The sequence below is a fragment of the Vibrio renipiscarius genome (genome assembly GCF_000827885.1).
GTDB classification, from domain to species: domain Bacteria; phylum Pseudomonadota; class Gammaproteobacteria; order Enterobacterales; family Vibrionaceae; genus Vibrio; species Vibrio renipiscarius.
On record NZ_JTKH01000003.1, the window covers coordinates 1 to 26377 of the forward strand.

Here is a 26377-nt window from a genome sequence, read left to right on the forward strand (position 1 = left end):
GCTCTTCGCAGTAATCGATAAGAGTTTCTAAGTACTTAATATGATCTTGTGTTGTCTTGCTGCTGCGCTTGTATTTCTTAAGACGGAGTTGCATCTCAAATGCCTTGCAGTAGAGCTTGAGCATTTCCCATGCTGAGCCTTCACCCCAGTTACAAGTCATTCCATTAGGTTTGAGAATCGCTTCACGCCCTCGCCCCATAGCTACAGAAGACATGCCACGAATAAATGAAAGCTCATTTTCACGGTCAACCATGTGGTTACGTGTCCAGTCGATAAGAGTTATTTCCGCGCCATTGCCTATGAGTGACGATGACTTACCATCCGGAGTTTGACGGTGATAAGCACGAGTGTTTTTAGTGAATGGCGGCAGGTCGTATTTTGCGAGAATGTGGTTATAAATTGCGATGCAATCATCGAGAGAAGTTAAACCAAAAAGATTATCCATGCGTTGCCAGCGGGACGGATTGCCCTCGACGCGGATACGATTGCCATTACAGCGAATAGTGAGTTTGGTACTAAATGAACCTTCAAGAATTTTTTGGTTAACGCTGGGAGGAAGCTTTTCGCCAGTTTCCATATCAACACGCTCAATAACATGAGTGCCGACGAATGGAAGCCCACCGTCGGGATGATCTTGTTGAATGAAAAGTTGGTCAATAAAGAACACTGGGAAACCCTGTCAAATACATTTTCGTACACCTTAAAAGTACATGATAGTAAGTGTCAACAGTTTTGTGTATAAAGTAGGGGTTATAATTAAATAAAGGGATACCAAAGTGGATAATGACATGCTGCAAGATGTACTTAGAAAGGCGCGTACTGAGCTTGGTTTGAAACAGAATGAAGTCGCGGAAATGGTTGGAGTAACCCAACAAACGTATTTAAAATGGGAAAATGGGAAGTCTGAACCTAAGATAAGCCAAGCAGGAAAGCTAGCATCAGCTCTTAAGGTATCTGAAAAAGAACTATGCCAAGGTGAGTTTCACAAACAAAAAATGGATACGTTAGAATTTATTAGAAAAGTAGAAACCCTATTGCAACACGTACCGCAATCTGAGTTTTTAATTGGGATACAGGAATACATACATGATGAAGAGGGTTTTATCGACTTTCTACGTAATGCATCAGATTACCCTTTTGAGCTCTTCAATATTGAAAAAATCGACAATGCTAGGTACATGTTAGAAATGGTAGAAAGCGGAGCTTTTAAGTTTGAAGACCCACGTACTAAAGAAATGTTTATTGAACAACAACAGAAAATAATCGCAGAAAAATCGAAATAGAAAACTAGTTTAAATTCCGGTTGTCCGGAGTTAGTTCGGGTGTAACAGGAACCCGAACCGCTTCGCGGTGAAATCCGGCAGCCTAGGGCGTTCATTTTTGAGTGCCCTTTTCTTCGTTTAAGCTCGTTCTTTGTCGGCAAATCGTGGCTGCGGTGTGTGCACCGTTGCTCGGGACTCGCAGCATGCCCACACACCCCATCCATGCTAATGCCAAACAATGAATTGCGCTGACTAAAACAAAAAGCATCTTTGCAGGAAGGTGGTGTGTTTTTTCTTGAAGTGATTTGGACTACTGACCGCGCCAGTTTGGAATGTCGAGGAAATGGCCTTTTGTGGGTGGCTTGGTGCCTCGTTCGCGCACGCGCTCTCTTATCCCTACGGGTTTAGATACGACGCAATAGAAAGCAAATATGAGAACCATTCCAACAAGAAGCTGAACGCAAAAGAAAAAAATCATACATCTCAAAATTGAACATGGTAATATGACACTAGAAACGCAAAAAACACCATGTCGCTAGACATAGTGCATTTATTAGCATCACAAAGGAGAATTTCGCCCTTGTAATATATATATCATATCGTCTGAGAGTTACGAGATACTCTCAATCGTTTTCAAACTGTACGCCGGCAAGCAATCTCAGTTTGAGTAAATTCACAACATTTACAGAGGTTTTCTTATGAAATACCCGTTTTTGCGCGATCTTGCAAAGTTCGCAATTAAACAGTTTATCATTCAACTGTTTAAAAATTTCCCATATAACTAGAAATTTGACCTTTATAGTTATGTTTTGATTATACACCCAATGACGTTAGAGTCAATATCGTCCTCTTAGTGGCGCATTGTGCAGTTTATGTGTAAATGCGCCCTTTGGGCGGTCGCCAGTGCTAGCGCAATGGTACTGACCACTAAACATTCAACATAAACTCATAACCATAATGCGCACTTAAATATGGTGCTTTGAAAGGTCACATTTCTTATCTTTTCATTGATTTTTCTTGGTTTAACTATTCAGTCGTTGTTTAGCTTAATGCTATCAAAGTGCTTGTCATGATCATCCGATTACGGTTTGCACAATGCTTTTCTTTTCTCATGACTCGACAAGTTCAGCCTGCTCGCTGTTCTTGCGTTGTCTCGACTCGTTAAGCCGATTTGATTTACACAAGAATATGCTTAGTTATTTTGGTCATATCGAAAACGCCAATTTTCTATCTAACTATCTAACTATCTAACTATCTAACTATCTAACTATCTAACTATCTAACTATCTAACTATCTAACTACGATGCTGATTGTTGATTCATCGTTCTCGCAAGGCATTGTTCACACATAACCAATGTCTTGCGTAGAATTTTCGCTGTGCCTTGTCGTTCAATTTAAGTTTGAATCCACTATGTCGTTTACTGATGTTGAACTGATTTTTTAGGTCTTCAATCTATGATATTTCTCGCTTTAACGGCTATCTCTATAGTTTTGTAAACTGGGTTATCTTGGTGAATCAGCCTAAACGACTCAGTTTTACTTAAAAATTGAGCTGTATGGACGCATTCATTGAGAATCCCCACCTGCTAGTGACGCTGTCACACTTTTCTAAGCTAACCAAACGAAGGTGTTCTTCTTATTCAAGGCATCATTGTGTCGCGATTTATTGGTCCGCCTGCATGAATGCACGCTATGGTCGAATGTGCAGGCGTATTAGATTTGCCGGTGAATCATAACGAAACTTACGGCCGATTTTTATGCCGCTTTTGCTGAGCTTACAAAGTTGATGATTTCCATTTGTTCTTACTGACTTAACGACTGCTGTTTTACCTTTATGCTTCATGGTAATAAAGAGATCGCAAAATCCCTCTACATCATGAGCTTTGGTGACTTTTTTCATCACTGAATGTTTGAGCTTTTTCGCGATGGGATTTCGTTCACTATCATCCATGGCAACGCTAGATGCATGAAAGAGTAATAACGAAATTAGAATTGATAGTCTCATGCGCACCTCCTCATTTAACATAATCAATATGTTTATGGATGAAAAGTTTGGTGCGCTGATCTTTGAATGCAGGATTCTTTCAATGTAATTGAGCGATAGCTAACTACGCTTTTTTGTTTCCTTTCGACGCAAATCCTTGATGAGGAAATACGTTTCTAATTCTCTGCTGTACTTTTTTAGGAACTGATTTAGAGAATGACAATTTGTGTCCTGTTCTTTGGCGATAAACTTTAAACTCACCATCAAACGGTTGATTTTCAGCAATCTCAAGCACATTGTGCTTAAACTTTGCCGGAAAATGCCCCTTACAGCTTTCAATATGCCCTGCTTTAAACGACACTTTGAGCGTGGGTCTATCAATGGCAACAAGCCAAAAAATAAGAATCGCGGCAATTATGACGACATATATCATTCACTACACTCCTTTAATCAGCAAGCAGTTTACTTAAATCTTCTTTTAAGGTTGAAACCGTTTGTGAAGCCTTTTCACTGCGTGATGCTTCCGACAATAAATATTCGATCGCATCAGACAATGTACAACCTAATTCACCCGCGCGATAAGACAGTTTTTCCCATACGCGATAATCTAAATCGATCGATTTCTTCTTAGTATGTATTTGTTCAGCATTGAAATGGCGCTTACGCTTAGCGCGAATTGCTTGCTTTAATTTGTTATCGAGATCGAACGCCATGTTCTCTTCGATCCACTCTAAAACCTTATTTGGTTCATGTTCAAGTAGGCGCAGCTCTTCTACTGCCGTTTTCTCTTCACTGCTGTCAATATGGCGCGTTATTTTGTCGCCATCTTTCCACTTTTTAATGAGATATTTCCACTTCCATCCACACTCTAGATTTTCAAGTTGTTGATATTTCATTTTTAATCATCCAATACATACTTGGGTGACAGCGTAACCCATACTCGATGATTTCTCAATTGAGAACTCTACAATTATCGACTCAGATCTATTATCGTCCATGTCGAATAGTCGCAGTAACCGCTATAACAGTCGCGACTTTTTCTATATACTTTCTACCCTTTTCTAGTAACTGAAAGTAGCTAATGATCCAAGAAAAATGGCAAGCCGTCACGCCACAATATAACGAATACAACGATTATATCGATAACGTTGCTTCTCTTCCTCTTATCAACTTTGGTGAAGCACAGCCTAGACTTTCAAAAACAGTAGAAACATTTACTCAACTCGCCGGCCTAAATAAATTTTTAGTGCTCAATGTTCCCGACAATGCATTTTATCGTTCTCTGCTAGAACAAGTCGTCATTGAAAAAACGGAAAGTAAAGTTCTACTGACAGAATCACTTGATACCAAAACCTTGTTTGGAACTTACAGTGCAGATCACGACGGGAATCTCACTGTTCGTAAACCAGGTTTACTAGAAATCGCCGACAATGGTTTTATCATCTTACCGATCAATGTCCTTTTAGCGAATCCAGCCAGTTGGCCTGCTCTAAAGGCTGCTGTGCTTACCCATACTGCGCAAGCTATCAATTCAAATCCGACGAAACCGGCGAACATCGAACCTGCATACCCGGTAGCATGCAAAATTATTCTTGTTGGCGATCGTTCTCAAATTGCGGACTTAGAATATCTTGAGCCAGACTTGTATATGGGATTAGCCCTGTACAGTGAGTTGGAACTTGAAATGGTGTTAACCGAAGACACGGTTCAACGCTACCTAGGCCACATCAGTTGGATATTGAACCATTTCGAGTTGCCACCTTTAACGCCTGAAGCCATTCACCGTTTAATGACCGCCGGTGCACGTTATTCTGAAGACCAACGTTACATGCCTTTAGATGTCATGTGGTATTTGAGTATTTTTAACGAAGCCGCGTTGAACTCGAATCAACAGGCGTTAACTGAACCCGATATTGATGGTGCGTTCGAAGCTAAATATTACCGTGAAGCTTACTTACCTGAGCGTGCTCGTTCCGACATTCTTGATGGTCAAGTGATTATTGAAACACAAGGCGAATGTGTTGGCCAAGTGAATGGACTAACGGTCATTGAAGTGTCTGGCCATCCTCTCTCATATGGCGAACCTGCGCGTATTTCATGTGTGATTCATTTTGGTGATGGCGACATTTCGGATGTTGAACGCAAAGCGGAACTGGGTGGTAACCTTCATGCCAAAGGCATGATGATTATGCAGGCATTTGTCGCTAGCGCCTTGAATCTTGAAGAGCCGTTACCCTATTCTGCTTCTGTTGTGTTTGAGCAATCGTACTGTGAAGTGGATGGCGATAGCGCCACGCTTGCCGAGCTTTGCTCATTCGTCAGCGCCCTATCAGAATATCCAATCAATCAACAAATTGCGGTAACCGGTGCTGTTGACCAATTTGGTAAAGTGCAAGCGGTCGGTGGCTTGAATGAAAAAATTGAAGGCTTCTACCATGTATGTAAGCACCAAGGTTTCACTGGAAGCCAGGGTGTCATTTTACCTAAGTCAAACCTGAAGCATTTAGCACTGCATAAAGACGTAGTAGAAAGCATCAAAAACAATGAATTTCATATTTGGTCTGTTGAAACCGTCGATCAAGCGATTCCGATTATCATGGGTCAACCTTTCCGTGGTGATGATGAAGATAGCGTGATCAGCAAAATAGCTCAACGTATTGAAAACTTTGAAAGAGATGTGCGACCGCTTTCTATACTCGAACGCATCAAAAACTGCTTCGTTTAGGACTGATCGGACTTGTTTAGCGTACACGTGTTCTCTAATATGCATGTATCAAAAATTGGAGTAATTGATAATGCAAAATAGACGTGAATCCTACAATCGCGAAGATCTTATCGCATCGAGCCAAGGTGAACTATTTGGTGAGGGCTACCCTCAACTGCCAGCACCAAATATGTTAATGATGGATCGCATCACCAAAATGTCTGAAACAGAAGGCGATTTTGGTAAAGGCTTGATCTTAGCTGAACTGGATATTACTCCGGACTTGTGGTTTTTTGATTGCCACTTCCCTGGTGACCCAGTCATGCCAGGTTGTTTAGGATTGGATGCGATGTGGCAATTAGTGGGCTTTTACCTTGGTTGGGTTGGCGGAAAAGGTAAAGGACGTGCACTGGGTGTTGGTGAAGTTAAATTCACAGGCCAAATATTACCAACAGCAAAAAAAGTGACTTATGAAATCCACATGAAACGTGTCGTAAATCGTCGCTTAGTCATGGGACTCGCGGATGGTCGCGTACTTGTTGATGGTAAAGAGATTTACGTAGCAAAAGATTTAAAAGTGGGTCTTTTCCAAGATACCTCTGCATTCTAGAGATGATGATAATGAAGAGCGGCTCACTAGAGTCGCTTTTTTGTTATGGCCAATACTAGTTATAGTGCGTTAGCTGTGCTGTATAAAGCCCCTTTCGGGGCTAGAGTCCTTGAATCGGATTTGAAGAGAGAGTGTTATTTATATAGTCCAGACATTTTGTCATCTCTGGCATCACGCCAACCGCCAAGCCAGTATGAACGTGCATCCATCTGTTGATATGGGCAATTTTCGGTTGAACGGCCATTAAGGCCAGCCTTGTATCCTTGAGATTGCGCTCGTTCTAGGCGGTCACGCTTTTGTCTCTTCATAGTGTCGTCCTCATACAATAATGGTGTTCTTAACGTACTACTATTAAAACTGTGTGGCATTTTATTTTCACCACCATTAAAGAATCGACCAAAATGCTCAGTTTCTCAAGGTATAAAAAAAGCACAGGTTCAAATTTGTGAACCTGTGCTCTCATTTACAATTTCGTTAGTTATTTTCTTCTGAAACCCAACAGAGCTAACAGACCCAGAGCAAACCAACCTAGTGAACCACCTTCGCGTTCAACTTTAGAGCTTTCTGTTGCTCGAGGTTGAATATCACTCGCTACGCTTCCTTCAATAGGAACAAGCTTAACAGCGACAATTTTTTCTGCTCCTGGTGTTCCGCCATCACAAAGCGCATTACTCGCTTCACTATCGTAGCCATTAGCACAATATAAAGCGGTACCCGAAATAACGCTAGCGTCATTGATATCCGTCGCATCTATAACGCGGAAACGGTTATTCTCCGTATCTCCCGCCGTGAGATCATCTAAGTAATAGGCGCTATTTTTAAATGGTGCCAATGACTCGCTCTTATCTCCAATAACGGTAATGAATGCACGTTTAGATCTTGGCACACCGTCACTTTCACGGTGGCGCTGAAAATCGACCTGACCTACAACTTCGTTGTTATTGTTGATAGCGCCAGCTTTGCCGTTTGCATTACTGAAGAAAATATCACCACTAAAACTATTGCCCGTTAATGACGATGCCGTTATGTCAGAAACGTAAAAAAGAATATTAGCGTATACTCCATCTGGATTTTGGCGGTTCTTAGCGGTGCCAATCGCGATATTGTTTTCGTTTACTGAAGTCAATACAGAATTGAGATAAACATCATCATCACTATAAGTATTCACAAATTTAGTGGCTATATTTGTGAGATCTGTGAGGTTAAACACCGCAGCTAAAGGAACCTCGTCTGAAGTCGAGTTATAACCAACCGCATAACGACCATCTGGTGTAATCGCACGTGCACTGCCTTGCGGCATTGACTCTTTATCTTCTCTACCTTCAGTAGGGATAGCTGTAAGGACGCTGCCATTCCATATTGCGGCTTGTGACTTGAAATATCTCTCTGGTGAATAACTCGACGGTTGAGATACGCTGCCAACAGTAATCGCCCCTGCTTTTTCCCATGCTTTACTTTGCGTAAAGGCTGTCCCCGCTATATCTAAAGGGGTATCAGAAAATGCGATGGTGCGCTTAGACAAACTGCCGCCATAATATGTACCAATTTGAGGCGTAACACTATTGATAACGACGTTATCTTGCCCTGATTCGATTTTAGTGCTTTCAACATAAGCAGTTACATTTTCAACGTCACCGTTAACCTCATTAATGTAACCATTGGTATACTCACGTAACACCCAATTATCACATTCGGCGTCAACATAACCTAGAAAACTACTGCAGTAACGTTCGAAACCATCGATGTCATCTTCTAATAATTCATAACCAAACTCATAGAAAAATGGCGCTTCATCACGATAACTAAAACCTTGCGCAAAGCGTTGCTCTTCGATGCCCATCTTATGGGCGGAGCTTTGAGTCAATTGGCAATCCGTTCCAGCCCAGCAATTATCATTTGACGTTTCCATTGCGACGCCAAATGTTTGCGAGCTAGAGGCTACCGGCTCATAAGAATAAACCTTATAAACTGCCGCTTGTGCCCCGAAGGATGCCGCGATAGTCGCGGCAACTGCTGATAATTTAAATACGTTACTTCTCATTTAAACCTTAACTTTCCTGTTGCATCGCTTCGAGCTCTTCCCATCGCTCGAAGGCGATTTCAAGCTCCTGCTCTAAAGCAGTTAGCTTATCTAAAATGGTTTGAGTTTGCTCAACGGGTTGTGCGAAGAAATCAGCACTGTTCACCGTCTGTTGCATTACCTCAATCTCTTCTTCCAACTGCTCAAGTTTTAATGGCAGAGTTTCAAGTTCGCGCTGTAGTTTATAGGATAACTTCTTAGGCTTAGCCGTTACAGGCGCGGATTTGAGACTTGCCTCAACTACTGGCTTCGCTTTTGCTGGTTTTTCAGGCGCACGAGATTTTAAAACTTGTGAACGTTGTTGCTGAGCATCATGGTAGCCACCAACAAATTCCTCAATTTTACCGTTACCTTCAAAAATCCAGCTGCTCATTACTGTGTTATCCACGAACTGACGATCGTGGCTCACTAACAATAATGTACCCTGATAGTTGGCAAGTAAATCTTCTAAAAGTTCCAACGTTTCGATATCCAAATCGTTGGTTGGTTCATCGAGGATCAGCAAGTTGTTAGGTTTTAGGAAAATACGAGCCAATAATAGACGGTTTTTCTCACCACCTGACAACGCTTTCACTGGCGTACGAGCACGGTGCGGTGCGAACAAGAAGTCTTGTAAGTAGCTTAATGCGTGACGAGGTTTACCATTGACGGTCACTTCCTGCTTGCCATCAGCCAGGTTGTCGATCACGGATTTTTCAGGATCAAGAATCTCGCGGTATTGGTCGAAGTAAGCGACTTCCAATTTAGTACCGCAATGTAAACGACCAGAGTTAACTTCAAGATTACCCAGCAGAAGATTTAACAACGTACTCTTACCGCAACCGTTAGCACCGATAAGGGCAATACGATCGCCGCGCATAATATTGAAAGAGAAATCAGAAACGATTGTCTTCCCTTCAATTGAGTAATTAATATTTTCAGCTTCGAAAACGATCTTGCCTGAACGGCTCGCGTCATCAATTTGAATGTTTGCTTTGCCCTGTACTTCACGGCGGTCTGAGCGCTCTTCACGTAAGGCTTTTAACGCACGAACACGACCTTCATTACGGGTACGACGCGCTTTGATACCTTGGCGAATCCACACTTCTTCTTGAGCAAGTTTCTTATCAAACTCAGCATTTTGCATTTCTTGAACGCGAAGCATCTCTTCTTTATCAACAAGGTACTGTTCATAGTTACCAGGGAATGAAGAAAGCTGACCACGGTCTAGATCGATTATGCGTGTCGCCATCGACTTGATGAATGCACGGTCGTGCGAGATGAAAATAATCGAACCGCGGAAATCTTTAAGGAAGTTTTCAAGCCACTCAATGGTCGTAACATCCAAGTGGTTCGTTGGTTCGTCGAGTAGCAATACATCTGGATCACGAACAAGCGCGCGAGCAAGTGCTGCTTTACGCTGCCAACCACCGGATAAATCGGTCAGTTTCGTGTGTGCATCAAGCTTAAGAGACTCCAACACGTTATTAATACGATCTTCAAAACGCCACGCATTCAAATGGTCCAATTTTTCTTGGACACGAGAAAGCTTGTTGATGTTCTTTTCACTTGGATCGATACCAATCAAATCCAAAATGTCGTGGTACTCTTTTAAATACCCACCCACTTCAGCCAATCCGCCAGACACATAGTCAAATACGGTGCCTTCTTCATTGCGCGGTGGATCTTGTTCTAAGCGAGAAACAACCACATCTTGCGTAATGGTGAGCTTACCGTCATCCATCAATACATCACCGGCAATCACCTTCATTAGGGTGGATTTACCAGCGCCATTTCGACCCACAAGACACACTCGCTCATTTTCTTGTAGGGCAAAATCTGTTTTGTCGAGTAATGGGTGGTCGCCAAATGCTAGCGAACCATTATTAATTGTAAGTAATGCCATTGTTGTCTAACCAAATCTGTAATTGTGGTAAATCGAAAGGCCAATTGAGTTCATTGCCTTGATAATTGAGGACGGGAATAGTGACCCCGTAACGTGAGAATAGCTCATCGTCGAATGCGATATCAACCACAGCAACCTCGACCTGAAGTTGCTGTGTTAACGCAAATGCCATCTCGCAGAGATGGCATCCTTCTGTACTATAAAGCGTAATCAATCCCTTGCCCTTATAGTGTTAAGCGTTTTTGTGCGTCACAAGCCAGCAGTTGTGGATGTGTTTATTACGAGAGAAATCTAAAGGCAACGTTTGCGATGAGATGTTCTTCGCTTCTAGGCCTAGCTCTTCAAGTTGTTCAAGATCCATTTTGAACTGACGCTTGTTGTTTGAGAATACGATCGTACCTTGAGCTTTTAGTAAGCGCTTAAGGTTTTTCATCAACTGAATGTGATCACGTTGAACATCAAACGATTGTTCCATACGTTTTGAGTTAGAAAACGTTGGTGGATCGATGAAGATAAGATCATAACTTGTCGTCGCTTTCTCTAACCACTGTAGACAGTCTGCTTGAACATATTGATGCTGACGACCGCCTTGGCCATTCAGCTGCATGTTCTCTTTCGCCCACTCTAAATAAGTGTTCGACATATCAACCGTTGTGGTTGAGCGAGCGCCACCGTTTGCTGCATGAACCGTCGCTGAGCCAGTGTAAGCAAATAGGTTTAGGAAATCTTTACCTGCCGCCATTTCGCCTAGACGTCGACGAGTCAGCTTGTGATCCAAGAACAAACCGGTATCTAGGTAATCATGCAAGTTAACAATCAGCTTCGCACCATACTCGTTAACTTCAAGTTTTTCAGACTGCTGAGACAGTTTCTGGTATTGCGAGCGGCCTTTTTGCTTCTCACGTGTTTTCAATACCACTTTGTTCGCGTTGGTACCGGTCACTTGGATTGATGCACGAATGATATCCGTCAGGCGACGTTTCGCTTTTTCTTCAGGCACGTCTTTCGGTGCTGCGTACTCTTGAATAACCAACTGATCAAGATAAACATCAATCGCTACGTTGTATTCCGGCAAATCGGCGTCGTAGATTCGGTAGCAATCTAATTTTTCTTTGCGAGCCCATTTAGCAATCTTGCTGATGTTCTTCTTAAGGCGGTTTGCAAAATCAGGTGCAATGACCGTCTCAGTGACATTGTCACTTCCCGCTTCCACCACACGCGCTGAGATCTGATAGTTCTTCTGGTGACACGGTAACGCACCATTATTCAGTTTGAACTGTTTATCTGCACGCATACGCAAACAGCTCAGCAACTCATCTGAACCAGAGAAGATTGACGCTTGGCATCCACCAAATTCAGATTTAAGTTGCGCACCAAACGCAGTGTAAAGCGCGATAAGACCAGGATGCGTGCCTAAACGCTCACCGTATGGAGGGTTACAGACGATAACGCCTTCACCAAACTCTTGTGGCTTTTTAAGCAACGCTGCATCGCCTAATTCAAAATTGATTAGGTCTGCAACACCCGCACGACGCGCGTTGTCACGAGCCGTTTTCAATACGCGTTCATCGTTATCGAAACCGAAGAATTTAGTGTCAATTTTGTTGACGCCACGGCGAGCTTGTACACTGGCTTCAGATTTGATTTCAATCCAAGTGTCCGCATTGAAGTCTTCTAATGACTCAAAACCCCATGTTTTACGGTTCACACCAGGCGCCATGTTCGCTGCCATCATCGCAGCTTCAATCACAAGCGTACCTGAACCACACATTGGGTCTAGGAAGTTTTTGCTTGCATCCCAGCCACTACGCAGAATAACCGCGGCAGCCAGTGTTTCACGCAATGGTGCGCGACCTGCTTCTTCACGGTAACCACGTTGATGTAGACCGCGACCAACCATATCGATACCAAGAATCGCTTTATCTTTATGAAGACGTACGTGAATACGAAGATCAGCAAAATCTTTACTGATCGACGGTCTTGGAAGGCTCTTCTTAGTAAAGCAATCCACTATCGCATCTTTTACTTTCATTGCGCCATATTGGCTGTTGCGGATTTCATTGTTGGTACCGTTGAAATCAACAACCAATTTTTTGGAGCTATGGAAATGGTTTACCCAGTTCACAGCAGACGCTGCTAGGTACAAATCCATGTCATCCTGACAGGTAAATTCAGACAAAATACGGACAAAACGAGATGCAAGGCGACTCCACAAGCAACAACGGTAAATCTGTTCGTTGGTTGCTTTGAATCTCACCCCAGCCTGCACTGGTTTTGCATTGGTTATGCCTAGTTTTGTTAGTTCTTCTACCAACAGGTTCTCTAACCCGTTTGAAGTTACCGCAAGATATTGATGCATAGTGTTCTATTGTTTGTTTGAAATGACCTCGCATTATACCCGACACAACGCACATTTCGTTAATTGATTCGCATTTTTCTCACTCAAAATCCCCTATACGCTCATCAATCCACCAGCAAAACCATCATCCGTGCATTTCCGGCTCGTCTCCACTCAATCTTCCAAAGCCCATAAGACAAAATCACACAAGAATGACGCTTAAAACCGAAGTGAATACTCATTCACCACTAAATTGGTCTACACCAGTGCCTTTATTTAGCTGTAATTTAGCAACCAAAAGGGCTTAATTGGGGAATTTAAATGATTATGGATTCATATGTGTGGGATAAACATTGAGCAAAAGGCGTGTGTTTTGTTAATTTTTGGGAGTGTTATCACGGTCGTTATAATGAGCCCCCCTCCTTTTCATTGGGTTAGTCAATGCTATTTATGCCGGTCGATGGCAAAGAAAAGGCATAAAAATTCGACACGGCTATACCCAATGAGATATGTCCGAAGAAATATAACCGATAAAATCAAGTAAATGCATGGCCTAACGAATAGCTGAAAAGGCCAAATCTCGTTAAGAGACTGCCCTGTCTAATACCAATGAGTGGTGTTGTAACCGTAAAGCGAGGCGATAGAAAAGCGTGACACTGAAATGGTGTTTTATTGGGGGCTTAATAAAGGGGTAAATGATGCGACGAGCAATATCGATATGTTATCGCAGCGCTAAGCATCTGTAGGAATGAGAGAGGTTCAAGACTGAGGCGATTTAGAGTTAGCCGCCTAGCTTAGCCCACCAGCCTCATTGGTTGAATGAGTGCCTGGTTAGACATAATTTGCATACGGTCGTGCATGACTTTAATGGCTTCGCCGTATTGAATGGATTTTGACCCATTCAAATTAAACTCGTTCAAATTAATTGACGCACAAAGGCTGGCACACGGCCCTGCTTCTAAAACAATAAACACGCCGTCACCGTAGCTATTTTCTAATCGAACAAAGTCCCCTTCTTCTGGAACGCATGAACCATCAGATAAGCAATCGAAGAACCAACTTTTCGGTTGAACCGGTTTATGGAAACGCTTAGCCGCTACGCAGTAAAGTGCAAGTTGGGCTTGTCTCGGTTCAGATAGGTCAAGATGAGCAATTTGCTCTTTATACGTTTGGTAGGCCGATGCATCATCAACAGAAAACTCGTTGACCCCAATCGCGCACTCGACCATGAGTTTACGAGAAAGGTTTGTTTTAAATACCATGTCGTTACCCAGATCAAGCATCAAGTGCTGATCCGTATCGTCATAGTACCAAGTCCATTTGTCGCTAGGTTTGAGCATCATTCCAATCTCTATGTATGGGTTAATATAGGCAAAACGCTTAATTACCTTCCTACATTTAACAAAAGTGTATGCTGAGAGAGGAAAAAAAAAAGAGGAAATGAGCTTTCACTTCCTCTTTGATAGAGTTTATGCAATTCAATAATTTAGTGTGACGCCGTCACCAAAGCTAGATGTTTTTTACGATCTCTTTAACAAGGCCTGGGCCATGATAAATAAAGCCCGTATAAACCTGCACTAACTTTGCACCCGCCATCATTTTTTCTTTCGCTGAAACATAAGAGTCGATACCACCTACTCCGATGATTGGGAGTTTATCACCCAACTCTTCATGGAGACGACGAACGACTTCTGTGCTACGCAATTGAACAGGACGACCACTTAAGCCCCCCATCTCTGTTGCGTGTTTCATGCCTTCAACGATCGAACGATCCAATGTCGTGTTCGTTGCAATCACACCATCAATATTATTCGCAATCAAAGACTGACAAATTTGAACAATTTCATCATCGCTCAGATCCGGTGCAATCTTTAATGCTATAGGAACATACTTACCGTGTTTTTCCGCAAGTTCCGATTGTTTCTCTTTTAACGAAGAAAGCAATTCATCTAATGCTTCACCGTATTGCAGAGAACGAAGTCCCGGCGTATTGGGTGAGGAAATATTCACAGCAATATAACCCGCATATTGATACACCTTATCCATACAGATAAGGTAGTCTTCTGTGCCCTTTTCAATTGGTGTGTCTTTATTTTTACCGATATTAATGCCAAGTACGCAATTGAATTTTGCTTTCTTAACATTTTCAATCAGATTATCAACACCTAGGTTATTAAAGCCCATACGGTTAATAATACCTTCTGCATCAAGCAGACGGAAAAGACGAGGTTTATCATTACCTGATTGTGGACGCGGAGTTACCGTGCCGACTTCAATGAAGCCAAAGCCCATTGCATCGAATGCTTCAATACATTCGCCATTCTTATCCAGACCCGCAGCAAGACCCACAGGGTTGCGAAAAGTCAGCCCCATGCATTCTACTGGTCGGTGTGGAAGTTGTTGACGATAAAAAAGATCGAGAGGAGTGCCGTTGAAACGTTTGAAGTTTTCGATTGCAAGATCATGTGCCTTTTCGGCATCAAGTTGAAAAAAGCCAGTCCTGGCTAGACGGTAAAGCATTGTGCCTCCGAAAGAAAAAAGCCCCGTATAAACGGGGACTTATTATTTACTCATTTGAGGAACAATTCAAATTTAAAAGCATTAATTCCCGCAATGCGACCGAGAATTTTGCAAATTCATGCACTGCGCCCACTTTAAACTCGTTCAAAATGTTTTCCCAACGATGTAAAGAGATTTCATTCGACGCGATCCAATCATTGAGTGCTTGAATTTCATCCAATCCTTGAGGGTGGCAAGCGCAACCTAAAACCTGACCGGTTAGCTGTCTTTGTTGCCAATCCAGATCTTCTCTAAATGCAGCACGAGCCAATGCTTGCCAATGATTATCAACCGCTTGTCCGTTAATTTGCTTTAAGAACCAATGCAAAGACAATCGATCCCCCAGATTGAAGTAAAGTTTCGCCGTTTGTTCAACCGTAATGCCCTTTTCACGAGACACTGTGGATATATCCAGTACTGAGTATAAACTTGTCAAACGAGCGACATAATTTGCAAGTGCAGCATCAATTCCTTGTTTAATCCAAACATTCGCTAAATCATCATGTTCTTTCACTTCATGCTCGACTAAGAGAGTATCTAAAGATGCTTTTACTTTAGCGACATCGGCTTGATACAGTTCAATAAGGGCTGTTACCGACTGTTTGGCACTGCGATTTCGGATTAACCAACGAGACAAACGACGTAGTGTTCGTCTTACCGTAAACATCATTTCATATTGAGCAGAGGTCGATGCGGTATTGTCTAACTCCCTTAGTTGTTTCAGTACATCCCCTAGTCCAAAGATTTCTCTCGCGGCGGCATAAGCATTGGCAATATCCACCACATGCGCTCCGGTTTCTTCTTGCAGACGAGTCACGAAATTACAGCCCATTTCGTTAACCATTTCATTAGCCAGACAAGTCGCGATGATTTCTCGTCGTAGAGGGTGGTTATTCATTGCATTTTGGTAGTGACGTCGTAACTTCGTTGGGAAGTATTGGACTAATTGCTGAGCGTGATACACATCATTGGCAATATCTTCATGCACCAACTCTTCTTTCAATACCATTTTTCCGTAGGCAATCAGAACAGACAGCTCTGGTCGAGTAAGGGCAAAGCCCTGCTTCTCACGCTCTAATAACGTTTCATCATCTGGAATATACTCAAGCGCACGATCCAAATGTCCCGCTTTTTCCAAAGTATGGATAAAACGTATCTGCTCTTTAACTAAAGAGACGCCTTGATACTCAGTAACCGATATCGTCTCCGCTTGGCAGTAAGCATCATCGAGAACAATCTCACCAACTTCATCTTCCATCGATTCCAAGATCGTGTTGCGCTGTTTGATCGTCATATCGCCGCTTGCAACGAGACTGTTCAAGAAGATCTTTATATTGACTTCATTATCCGAACAATCTACACCGCCAACATTGTCCACGAAATCGGTATTCACTCGTCCACCAGCGAGGGCAAACTCGATTCGCCCTAGTTGAGTCATGCCTAAGTTACCGCCCTCCCCAATAATTTTTGCTTGCAGATCTCGTCCGTTCACTCGCAGCATATCATTGGCACGATCACCGACATCGGTATGTGTTTCACTGTTTGCTTTGACATACGTGCCGATCCCGCCGTTCCATAGCAGATCCACCTTCATGGTTAAGATCATTTTAATAAGATCATTAGGGGGTAATGAGGCTTTCTTCGTTCCCAGTAGCTTTTGAATCTCAGGCGTTAAGCTGATCGATTTTGCTCGACGCAAGAAGATACCGCCTCCTTTAGAAATCAACGCCGAGTTATAATCCTCCCAGCTTGAGCGCGGCAAGTTAAATAGCCGTTCACGCTCTTGCCAACTTGTAGCGGCATCGGGGGTTGGGTCGATAAAGATATGCATGTGGTTAAACGCGGCCACCATTTGGGTATGTTTCGATAACAGCATGCCGTTACCAAAGACATCTCCGGCCATATCCCCAATACCTATCGCAGTAAAGTCTGTTGATTGGCAATCTATGCCCATTTCACGAAAATGTCGCTTAACGGATTCCCATCCGCCCTTAGCGGTAATCCCCATGGCTTTATGGTCATAACCATTAGAACCACCTGACGCAAACGCATCCCCTAACCAGAAGTTATACTCTTCGGATACAGAATTCGCTAAATCGGAGAATGTCGCCGTCCCTTTATCGGCAGCCACAACTAAATACGGATCATCTTCATCGTGTCGCACAACGTGAGGTGGCGGAATCACTTCGCCTTCAATAATGTTATCAGAGACATCGAGTAGCGCTCGAATGAAACGTTTATAGCAACGCTGCCCTTCGGCAAAGATTTCATCACGTGACGTTAAGCTCGGTTGACGTTTACAAACAAAACCGCCTTTTGCGCCGACGGGCACAATCACAGTGTTCTTAACTTGCTGTGCTTTCACTAAGCCCAATATTTCCGTACGAAAATCTTCTTGTCGATCCGACCAACGTAAACCACCACGAGCGACTTTGCCGCCACGTAGGTGCACGCCTTCAATATCAGGGGCATAGACGAAGATTTCATAAACCGGGACGGGTTGTGGGATCTCTGGAATCTCGCGCGGTTTCAGTTTGAGAGCCAGCCATGGCTTAGGCTGTTTATTCTCATCAAGCTGATAATAGTTCGTTCGTAGGGTTGCCGAAATCATCTCCATATAACGGCGAATAATACGATCATCATCCAAGCTCTCAACGGCATCGAGCTTCTTCATGATCTTATCTCTAATGTCAGCTTGTCCTTTCTCCCTATTTTTCGCTTTCGGATCAAAACGTTTTACGAATAATTTAACGAGTTCACTGGCAAGATCGGGATGGTGAGTTAAGGTATCTTCTATATATTGCTGGCTAAAAGGAAAGCCGACTTGACGCATGTAACGAGCGTAAGCGCGCAGAATTGAAATTTCACGTCCCGTTAGCGATGCGCCTAAGACCAAATGGTTAAAACCATCGCTTTCTAAGTTACCATGCCATACGGCCGAGAATGCTTGTTGGAAACGATCTCGAGCCTCACTAAGGTCAACGATCTTTTCGCTCTTATGAAGCATCGAGAAATCTAAGATCCAATAGATCTGCCCATTGGCTTTTCTCACTTCATAAGGTGATTCACCGATCACGCGTAACCCTAAATTTTCGAGCATTGGCATGACATCCGACAAATGAATCGGTTCATCACGATGATAGAGCTTTAAACGCACCGCTTTCGATTGCTTACCGAGCTCTTGAGGCCGATAAAACAACATACCTAATTTATGATCATCGCTGAGTGATTCTAAACGTTCAATATCCGCAACGGACGAACCAGGCATCACGTCTTCTTTATAAGAGCGAGGGAATGCGCGCATGTATTCTTTGGCAACCGGCAATCCCTTACTCTCGCCAAAATTGGCAATAATCGCTTGAGATAAACGGTCATCCCACGTTGAAGAGGCTTCCATTAGGTTTTGCTCGATTGTTTTAACATCTATATCCATATTATTGTTCTCGACACGAACAATATAGTGCGTTCTGGCTAGCGGGCTTTCGGAGAAATACGTGGTGAACTCCACTTCTTGCTCACAGCCAAAATACTGTTTAAAGATCCGTTGGGTTTGACGACGTAATTCGGTGTTATAGCGCTCCTTGGTGATATACACCATACAGCTAAAGAAACGACCAAAAGGATCGCGGCGCACAAACAAGCGCAACATATCTCTATCTTGCATTTGTACAACCCCCATCCCAACCTCCAGTAATTCCTCTTCTCGAGCTTGAAGCAATTCGTCGCGTGGGTAGTTCTCTAAAATGTTATGTAGGGCTTTGTAGGAGTATGATCCATGACGATAGCGACTGGCGGTTAGAATACGTTCCACTTTTTCACGTATAAGAGGAATGCCCCCGACGCTTTGGTTATATACCGCTGAGGTATACAGACCGGTAAAGCGATGCTCCCCAATCACCTTGCCATCTTTATCAAATTTCTTAATCCCAATGTAATCGGTATACGCTGGACGATGAATCCGTGATGGCGTGTTGCCCTTAGTGATAATCAGCAAAAAGGGCTTTTGTGCTTCTAAGCGAGCTGAATCCGGGAAATCGGACAGTTTAACGCTTCTTACTCTGCGCTGATCCGAAAATAGACCTAAACCTTTCTCTTTGGTTGGACACAATTCAAGTTCGCCATCACTCCGAATAAGGTCATATTCTTTATATCCCATAAAGGTAAAGTTATGATCCCCGAGCCAGCGGAGAAACTTAATGGTCTCATCATAATGATCGCGCTCGATCGCTATCGATCCTTGCTGCTGTTCCACTTGATCGGTGACGAGCTTGAGCTGATCGACCATCAACTTCCAGTCGGCCACAACCATTTGCGTATCCGTCAGTATCTTGACTAATTCTCGCTTCAGATTCCCCATTGCGTCTTTATCGCTAAGGCGGTCGACCTCTATATGAAATAAAGAAAACAATTCCCCTTCACCACTGTTAATCCCCGCGATCTCGCCTGACGTTGAATGATGAATTTGAGTAGGACCGTGGAGCATGAGATGGGAAGTTAAATCGAGACGATTTAGTGCCATTTTGACTGAATCAACTAAAAACGGACTATCGATAACCACGATCTCTACAATCGTATGGGTCGATTTCCATCCCTGTCGGCTGACCGTTGGGTTGAATACGCGCACGGAAAATTCATGAGGGGGTTTGTCATTGATATGGTGCCAAAGGCTGACGACGGCTCCATAAAGATCGGATTCGTTGCGTTCAATTAAATCGTCATGGGCAATATTACTAAAGAGATGTTGAGCAAGCTGGTTGACTAAAGGTTGTTGAGCGAGTTCCAGTTTATCCTGGATCAGCTGATACACTTTTTCGAGCAGAACCGGTATCAAAGTATCGCGCACAGTCATAATCACACTCCACTATTAGAATTTTATTTTGTAGGGATGTCGAAGAGCACCATTGTTCTAATGTCTTATGAGGCTATATTTGTCTTAAGCATAGCGTGTAAGCCAAATATAGCTGTCTTATTGTATCGGGATTGTTGATGGGCGGTTAATGCTTTGGCGGTATTGTTTGTTAAAATGTCTAATAATGTGATTACAAACCTGTTTAAATTTCTACTAAATCAGCCTCTCACAGAACTTCTAACTTAACAAATTTGTTATTTTGGTCAGTTGTTAATCTAAATCGTCCCTTTAGCCCAAGCTGTGTAAGGAAAGGTCGAAAACGTGCAGCAGGCAGCTGTAACCGCAAACCGGTTTCAGTGACAACCAATATGGTTGTTGCCACGCCACTGTAGTGTGCGAGATACGCTTGATAGGAAATATTGAGTCTGAAGTGATAATAATTCATATACTGTATAAATAAACAGTACCACGTAAAAGTGGCACTGTTTGGTTATGGGCTGTTCTATTAATGCGCAAATCCGCGATTTTTTATTCAATATCCAGCCTATTGAACAACGTTTAAGCGTCGAGTGCTTTACTCACCTTCTCAAACAAATCTTTCGCAAGGTTATCCATCGCTTTTAGCTGCTCTAACTCGGCACGAATTAGGCTCTGTCTTTGCTCATCGTACTTACCCAATTTTAATAATGGGTCAATGAGACGAGAAGCCACTTGTGGATTGCTGCTGTTCAACTCACGTAGGATTTCACCCGCAAATTGATAGCCTGAACCATCTTTAGCGTGGAAATGAACCGGGTTCATATTCAAAAATGATCCGATTAAGCTACGGGTGCGATTCGGGTTTTTCAAACTAAACGCTTCATGTTCCATCGTCTGCTTGATCACCGTCAGCACATTGTCAGCAGGATTGGTGCCTTGTAAAGCAAACCATTTATCCATCACTAAACCATCATGCTTCCATTTAGCACTGTAATCAGCCATTAACGTTTCACGACAGGCAAGTTGTGCAGAGTTCGCTGCACTCATCGCCGCCATTGTATCGGTCATATTGTTCGCGTTGGCATATTGCTGCTCGACTAAGGAGTTACCTTGGTCAGTCATCGCCAAGTAAGACAATGCCGTATTGCGTAATGAACGTTTACCAATTGCGTCATGATCGATGGTGTATTGATCTTGAGCCAAGCTAAAGTAAATCGCACTAAACTCATCTTGAAGCGCAAACGCCAATTGCTGCTTAATCGCTTTAAGCACTTGAGCAATCGCATCAACATCGACAACTTTATACCAACCCGAGACTTCATTGTGACTTGGTAATAGCAACACTTCAGCAATGAATGCGGGCTCGAGTTCTTGACTCAGCAACACGCCGCGGAAAGCATCAACCACCGCATCCGGAAGTTCCACACTGCCGCCTTGCTGCATCACTTGTACGTTATGACGAATGTATTTCGCCAACAACATTTGACCGGCATCCCAACGAGCAAATTCATTACGCGCATGAACCATAAGGAAAGTTAGCTCTTCATCAGTGTAGTCATACTCTAACTTCACTGGCGCAGAGAACTCACGCAGTAATGATGGGATTGGTTGTTCCTGAACATTTTCAAAGACAAAGGTTTGCTTGTCTTGAGTCACGTTCAAAACATGATGTACTTTTCCTCCGTTACAGCGTAACTCAACAACCTCACCTTGTGGCGTATAGAGCTCAATATCAAAAGGAATGTGCAATGCTTGCTTCTCTTTTTGATCTTGCGTTGGTTCTGTTGATTGCTCTATCGTTAAAGCATAAGTGTTTTGCGCTGAATCAAATGCACTTGAAACGCGAACGGTTGGTGTGCCTGATTGGCTGTACCATAAACGGAATTGAGTTAGGTCAACGCCTGTCGCATCTTCCATTGCCGAAACGAAATCTTCACAGGTTGCCGCGGTACCATCATGGCGCTCAAAGTACAGTTTCATGCCTTTCTGGAAACCGTCTTCACCCAATAGCGTGTGGTACATGCGGATAACTTCACTGCCCTTTTCGTATACGGTCAAGGTATAGAAATTATTCATTTCTATTACTTTGTCAGGACGAATAGGATGCGACATTGGGCTCGCATCTTCCGCAAATTGTGGACCACGAATAATACGAACGTTACCAATACGATTCACCGCACGTGAACCCAGATCGGATGAGAATTCTTGATCACGGAAAACCGTCAATCCTTCTTTTAAACTCAACTGGAACCAATCACGGCAAGTGACTCGGTTACCGGTCCAGTTATGAAAATATTCATGCCCAATGACTGCTTCAATACCTAAGTAATCGATATCGGTTGCCGTTTGGTCGTTTGCCAAAACGAATTTAGAGTTAAAGACGTTAAGACCTTTGTTCTCCATGGCGCCCATATTGAAAAAATCAACGGCAACAATCATGTAGATATCAAGATCGTATTCAAGGTTAAATCGGTCTTCATCCCACTTCATTGAATTGATCAGTGACACCATCGCATGATTCGCGCGATCTAAATTGCCTTTATCGACAAAAATTTCAAGGTCGACCAAACGGCCAGAGGTGGTGGTGTATTGATCACGCAGTACATCAAAATCGCCTGCGACTAAGGCAAACAAGTAAGAAGGTTTTGGATGAGGATCTTGCCACTGCACCCAGTGACGACCATTGTCTAACTCACCTTGGTCAACGCGGTTACCGTTGCTAAGCAAAAATGGGTAATGGCTTTTATCGGCAATTACTTTGGTGGTGTATTTCGCCAGAACGTCTGGACGATCAAGTGAATAGGTAATGCGGCGGAAACCTTCGGCTTCACATTGAGTGCAATAAGCACCCCCTGATTTGTAGAGACCTTCTAATGAAGTATTTCCTTCAGGATTCACTTCCGTCACGATTGCTAAAGAAAAAGAATCTGGCAGCTGGTGGATGTGTAGCCCATCTTCAGCTTGTTCATAATGTTCCCAAACTTGGCCATTAATTTGAACGCTCTTTAAAACAAAGCCCTCACCATCTAATACTAATGTCGTGCTCTCTTTTAATTGTTTTACTTGCGATATTGCCGTCACAATCGTTGCGGTATCGTGCAAATCAAACGTTAAATCAATATCGGTGATGGTATGAGATGGTGACTGATAGTCTTTACGGTATTTGGCTTGAGGTGTATGAGCCATGACTAAATCCTTCTAATAGATATTTTTGTTCAGTTAGCTTACAACTCTGAAAACAAAAAAACGAGGCATTCTCTATGTTTGCCTCGTTTTTTTACTAGTATTTGATTGTCATGCCAGCAGAATGTCTATTCGTTAGCCGTTCTCTAGTGTTATCGGATGCGGTTGAGTACGGCAAACATTTCGCCTTCTTCCGTTTCAATCGTCAACGTATCTTGGTTCAATTTATAACGAGTGTTGTGCTCGCCGTTTTCATATAGCAAGACCAAATGATCGCCTTCCGTATAGTAAACCCCTTGGTGAATGGCCTCATCACCTTCTTTATTACTCACTTTAAACTGGAATATAAAATCAGGTTGTAGAACGAGATCCATTCGGTTTACATCACTTTCATCGATATCGTGACCAGACAAGTGCGCACTTGACCACATGCCCGCTAAAGAATTCGAGAGTGCTTTCGTAAACATCACGCCATTCAAATTCAATAAATTGTGATTACCCGAGTATTCATAGACTTGAGGTTGATCGGTCTGAAGTCCCAAAATAATGGTTTCTTCATTCGCCGTATAAAGACCTTCCCAATGATCAACGGTGTAATCTCGTTTTTGAATATCGATGGTGAAATTATAATTTGAGTCCAACGTCAATTTAATTGCGAGGAAGTTTTCTGGTGACTCTTCTGGGTTAGGGTTAACCAAGTACCAGTCCCCGAGTAAGAAAGGATGATCGAAATAGCTTAACGCATCCGATTCTTTTGTCGTTGAACTCCATGCCGCCAAACTAAAACACGCCAGTAATATCCCTAATATCTTCATATCGCTTCCCCTTGCTTTTCAATTAAGCTTAGGTGCAACTCTCAGAGAAAGCTAAATATATTGATCTAGATCACGTTATTTATTGGCAAAAAAAAAGCGAGCTATAAAGCTCGCCTTAAATATTATGTGCTGATTAATTGATCATCTTAACCATAATGGCAACAGATTCGTCTAAATAGGCGTCTGGTGCTTCATAGTCTTTAGGAATATCATCCAACGTTTTATAAGGTTTTAACCCTGCCGCGGCTTGACGTTCATTCACACGAGTTAATCGCAATTCGTCGGCTTCATCACTGATACGTTGACGTTCTTTCTTGTTTAGTGAAATCGCGTTATCTTCTTTTTCCGCTTTATAGCGTTCAATATCTTCAGCGATGAAACTGAATTCCAAATCATTGGCAATTCGCGCTTTATGATCGGCATCTAACTTCGCAATCAATTTGTCGTTACGTTGTAACTCTTTATAATTAGCTCGGTCGATACTATCCCAAGGCAACGCATTATCTTCTACGCTCTCTCCTGTTTCAGCAGGATCAATCGGCGTTGGATAAGCAATGTCCGGCACGACGCCTCTGTTTTGTGTACTGCCACCATCAATTCGGTAAAATTTCTGAATGGTGTATTGTACATAACCCAGTTCTTTATCAAACAAATCGTAGATATGATTGAGTGAGCGGTGTTGTTGAACGGTCCCTTTACCAAAAGAGTTTTCACCCACAACAATACCACGACCATAATCTTGCATCGCTGCCGCGAAAATTTCTGACGCTGAAGCACTGTATCGGTTAACCAAAACCATTAATGGGCCTTGGTAACTGATCACGTCATCAGTATCAGAGTTCACACTGACTCGACCATAACTATCACGCACTTGAACCACGGGACCGCTGGTAATAAACAAACCCGACAATGCTGTCGCTTCTGTTAATGCGCCACCGCCGTTATTACGCAAATCCACAATAATGCCGTCAACATTTTGTGCTTTTAGATCCACAAGTAATTTGTCAGTATCTTTAGCAAGGCCAACATAAAAACTTGGGACTTCTAGTACACCAATTTTTTTGCCATCTTGTTCAATGATTTCTGATTTTACTGCTCGATCTTCTAAGCGAACTTTATCTCGGGTAATGGAAATGATTTCGCTCTTAGCATCTTTACCTTCCGGTAAGATTTCTAATTTAACCGTTGTGCCTTTTGGCCCTTTGATTAGTTGAACGACGTCATCCAGTCTCCAGCCGATAACATCCACCATATCTTCACCTTCTTGGCCAACGCTGACAATGCGATCGCCTTCGGTGATTTGCTTACTTTTCGCGGCAGGACCGCCCGCAACCAATGAACGAATAATCGTATAGTCATCCGTCATTTGAAGAACCGCACCAATACCTTCAAGTGATAAATTCATCTCTTGTTGGAATTGATCCGCACTGCGTGGTGATAAGTAGCTGGTATGAGGATCCACTTCACGAGCAAACGCATTCATGTATAGCTGGAATGCATCTTCATTGTGAGTTTGAGTGAGACGTTTCAACGCATTGTTGTAACGCTTACCAAGCACCTCTTTGATTTCATCCCAATCTTTACCCGTGAGCTTAAGATTTAACGCATCGTATTTAACGCGCTTACGCCAAAGCTCATCTAGTTCTGCTTTATCTTTCGGCCAAGACGCTTCACTACGATCAAGTTCAATCGATTCTTCCAAATCGAAATTCATTTCTTTGTCTAATAAAGACAATGCGTATTCAAAACGCTCATAGCGACGCTTGATTGACTGATTATAAATATCAAAAGCGACTTGGTTGTCACCTGACTTTAATTGATCATCAAGAGATTCTCCCCAGGTGTCGAATGTGTTGATATCCGCCTGAGTGAAGATGTTCTTGTTGTAATCGAGCAGTTCAAGATAACGATCAAAAATTGCTTGAGACAATTCATCGTTAAGAGTGAAGTGTTTGTAATGAGATCGAGTAAATCGAGAGGCAACGCGTTTACTTGCGGTCTTGTGCTGTGCTTCTGGCGCAAGAACGGGTAAATCGGTTAACTCGACGTTTGCTTCGAGAGCTTGAGCTGGATTTGCTGCTAGCAATAAGCTAGCAGCAATCAGAGAAAAGTTTAAACGGCATTTCAT

General features: G+C 42.8%; 19 protein-coding genes. 3 read left to right on the plus strand and 16 right to left on the minus strand.

What is annotated here, in order from left to right:
- Positions 1 to 667: phage/plasmid replication protein, II/X family (locus OJ16_RS00345; protein WP_040986276.1), on the minus strand; the 667-nt coding region annotated here is incomplete at its 3' end.
- A 109-nt stretch (positions 668 to 776) separates the two neighbouring features.
- Between OJ16_RS00345 and OJ16_RS00350 the strand changes: the two genes are divergently transcribed.
- Positions 777 to 1283 carry a helix-turn-helix transcriptional regulator gene (locus OJ16_RS00350; protein ID WP_040986277.1) on the plus strand — a complete coding sequence of 169 codons (507 nt, stop codon included), beginning with the start codon at positions 777 to 779 and terminating at the stop codon, positions 1281 to 1283.
- A gap of 1670 nt (positions 1284 to 2953) precedes the next feature.
- Here OJ16_RS00350 and OJ16_RS00360 read toward each other — a convergent pair.
- From OJ16_RS00360 to matP, 3 genes are all read right to left on the minus strand, one after another.
- A complete protein-coding gene (locus OJ16_RS00360; protein ID WP_040986279.1) occupies positions 2954 to 3268 on the minus strand; it encodes a hypothetical protein in 315 nt (104 codons plus the stop codon).
- Positions 3269 to 3371: 103 nt separating this feature from the next.
- Complete coding sequence (locus OJ16_RS00365; protein WP_040986280.1) at positions 3372 to 3680, minus strand: DUF3634 family protein; 309 nt, start codon at positions 3678 to 3680, stop codon at positions 3372 to 3374.
- 13 nt (positions 3681 to 3693) lie between these two features.
- On the minus strand, positions 3694 to 4143 hold the full coding sequence (gene matP / locus OJ16_RS00370) for a macrodomain Ter protein MatP (protein ID WP_040986281.1): 450 nt from the start codon (positions 4141 to 4143) through the stop codon (positions 3694 to 3696).
- 185 nt (positions 4144 to 4328) lie between these two features.
- Between matP and OJ16_RS00375 the strand changes: the two genes are divergently transcribed.
- Both OJ16_RS00375 and fabA read left to right on the plus strand, forming a co-directional pair.
- Positions 4329 to 5972 carry a S16 family serine protease gene (locus OJ16_RS00375; protein ID WP_040986282.1) on the plus strand — a complete coding sequence of 548 codons (1644 nt, stop codon included), beginning with the start codon at positions 4329 to 4331 and terminating at the stop codon, positions 5970 to 5972.
- A 70-nt stretch (positions 5973 to 6042) separates the two neighbouring features.
- Positions 6043 to 6561, plus strand: coding sequence for a bifunctional 3-hydroxydecanoyl-ACP dehydratase/trans-2-decenoyl-ACP isomerase (gene fabA, locus OJ16_RS00380; protein ID WP_040986283.1), 519 nt, complete (start codon positions 6043 to 6045; stop codon positions 6559 to 6561).
- Positions 6562 to 6695: 134 nt separating this feature from the next.
- Here fabA and rmf read toward each other — a convergent pair whose 3' ends face one another.
- The 12 genes from rmf to prc all read right to left on the minus strand — a co-directional run bounded on the left by rmf (position 6696) and on the right by prc (position 26377).
- Positions 6696 to 6869: a ribosome modulation factor gene (gene rmf / locus OJ16_RS00385; RefSeq protein ID WP_005597413.1), complete on the minus strand. Its 174-nt coding sequence runs from the start codon at positions 6867 to 6869 to the stop codon at positions 6696 to 6698.
- A gap of 170 nt (positions 6870 to 7039) precedes the next feature.
- Positions 7040 to 8602 carry a DUF3466 family protein gene (locus tag OJ16_RS00390; RefSeq protein ID WP_040986286.1) on the minus strand — a complete coding sequence of 521 codons (1563 nt, stop codon included), beginning with the start codon at positions 8600 to 8602 and terminating at the stop codon, positions 7040 to 7042.
- 7 nt (positions 8603 to 8609) lie between these two features.
- Positions 8610 to 10526 carry an ABC transporter ATP-binding protein gene (locus OJ16_RS00395; RefSeq protein WP_040986288.1) on the minus strand — a complete coding sequence of 639 codons (1917 nt, stop codon included), beginning with the start codon at positions 10524 to 10526 and terminating at the stop codon, positions 8610 to 8612.
- A complete protein-coding gene (locus tag OJ16_RS00400; RefSeq protein WP_082030193.1) occupies positions 10507 to 10740 on the minus strand; it encodes a glutaredoxin family protein in 234 nt (77 codons plus the stop codon). Before OJ16_RS00400 ends, OJ16_RS00395 begins: the two co-directional genes overlap by 20 nt.
- An 18-nt stretch (positions 10741 to 10758) precedes the next feature.
- Positions 10759 to 12885, minus strand: coding sequence for a bifunctional 23S rRNA (guanine(2069)-N(7))-methyltransferase RlmK/23S rRNA (guanine(2445)-N(2))-methyltransferase RlmL (gene rlmKL / locus OJ16_RS00405; protein ID WP_040986293.1), 2127 nt, complete (start codon positions 12883 to 12885; stop codon positions 10759 to 10761).
- Between the two features lie 773 nt (positions 12886 to 13658).
- Positions 13659 to 14204 (minus strand): cell division protein ZapC, encoded by a 546-nt coding sequence (locus OJ16_RS00410; protein ID WP_040987061.1) that lies wholly within the window; start codon positions 14202 to 14204, stop codon positions 13659 to 13661.
- Between the two features lie 169 nt (positions 14205 to 14373).
- On the minus strand, positions 14374 to 15384 hold the full coding sequence (gene pyrD, locus OJ16_RS00415; protein ID WP_040986295.1) for a quinone-dependent dihydroorotate dehydrogenase: 1011 nt from the start codon (positions 15382 to 15384) through the stop codon (positions 14374 to 14376).
- Between the two features lie 46 nt (positions 15385 to 15430).
- The gene (locus tag OJ16_RS00420; protein WP_040986296.1) at positions 15431 to 20272 is read right to left on the minus strand and encodes an NAD-glutamate dehydrogenase; all 4842 of its coding nucleotides are present in this window, start codon (positions 20270 to 20272) and stop codon (positions 15431 to 15433) included.
- Positions 20273 to 20498: 226 nt separating this feature from the next.
- Positions 20499 to 20717: a DUF2835 domain-containing protein gene (locus tag OJ16_RS19670; RefSeq protein WP_082030194.1), complete on the minus strand. Its 219-nt coding sequence runs from the start codon at positions 20715 to 20717 to the stop codon at positions 20499 to 20501.
- Positions 20718 to 20830: 113 nt separating this feature from the next.
- A complete protein-coding gene (pepN, locus tag OJ16_RS00425; RefSeq protein WP_040986299.1) occupies positions 20831 to 23437 on the minus strand; it encodes an aminopeptidase N in 2607 nt (868 codons plus the stop codon).
- Between the two features lie 149 nt (positions 23438 to 23586).
- The gene (locus OJ16_RS00430) at positions 23587 to 24249 is read right to left on the minus strand and encodes a hypothetical protein (RefSeq protein ID WP_040986300.1); all 663 of its coding nucleotides are present in this window, start codon (positions 24247 to 24249) and stop codon (positions 23587 to 23589) included.
- A gap of 133 nt (positions 24250 to 24382) precedes the next feature.
- Positions 24383 to 26377, minus strand: coding sequence for a carboxy terminal-processing peptidase (gene prc, locus OJ16_RS00435; protein ID WP_040986302.1), 1995 nt, complete (start codon positions 26375 to 26377; stop codon positions 24383 to 24385).

Coding starts and splice junctions, on each gene's coding strand:
- pepN (WP_040986299.1), bottom strand. CDS start 23,437: ATGGCTCATACACCTCAAGCCAAATACCGTAAAGACTATCAGTCACCA.
- fabA (WP_040986283.1), top strand. CDS start 6,043: ATGCAAAATAGACGTGAATCCTACAATCGCGAAGATCTTATCGCATCG.
- matP (WP_040986281.1), bottom strand. CDS start 4,143: ATGAAATATCAACAACTTGAAAATCTAGAGTGTGGATGGAAGTGGAAA.
- OJ16_RS00360 (WP_040986279.1), bottom strand. CDS start 3,268: ATGAGACTATCAATTCTAATTTCGTTATTACTCTTTCATGCATCTAGC.
- prc (WP_040986302.1), bottom strand. CDS start 26,377: ATGAAATGCCGTTTAAACTTTTCTCTGATTGCTGCTAGCTTATTGCTA.
- rmf (WP_005597413.1), bottom strand. CDS start 6,869: ATGAAGAGACAAAAGCGTGACCGCCTAGAACGAGCGCAATCTCAAGGA.
- pyrD (WP_040986295.1), bottom strand. CDS start 15,384: ATGCTTTACCGTCTAGCCAGGACTGGCTTTTTTCAACTTGATGCCGAA.
- OJ16_RS00395 (WP_040986288.1), bottom strand. CDS start 10,526: ATGGCATTACTTACAATTAATAATGGTTCGCTAGCATTTGGCGACCAC.
- OJ16_RS00420 (WP_040986296.1), bottom strand. CDS start 20,272: ATGACTGTGCGCGATACTTTGATACCGGTTCTGCTCGAAAAAGTGTAT.
- OJ16_RS19670 (WP_082030194.1), bottom strand. CDS start 20,717: ATGAATTATTATCACTTCAGACTCAATATTTCCTATCAAGCGTATCTC.
- rlmKL (WP_040986293.1), bottom strand. CDS start 12,885: ATGCATCAATATCTTGCGGTAACTTCAAACGGGTTAGAGAACCTGTTG.
- OJ16_RS00390 (WP_040986286.1), bottom strand. CDS start 8,602: ATGAGAAGTAACGTATTTAAATTATCAGCAGTTGCCGCGACTATCGCG.
- OJ16_RS00375 (WP_040986282.1), top strand. CDS start 4,329: ATGATCCAAGAAAAATGGCAAGCCGTCACGCCACAATATAACGAATAC.
- OJ16_RS00430 (WP_040986300.1), bottom strand. CDS start 24,249: ATGAAGATATTAGGGATATTACTGGCGTGTTTTAGTTTGGCGGCATGG.
- OJ16_RS00365 (WP_040986280.1), bottom strand. CDS start 3,680: ATGATATATGTCGTCATAATTGCCGCGATTCTTATTTTTTGGCTTGTT.
- OJ16_RS00410 (WP_040987061.1), bottom strand. CDS start 14,204: ATGCTCAAACCTAGCGACAAATGGACTTGGTACTATGACGATACGGAT.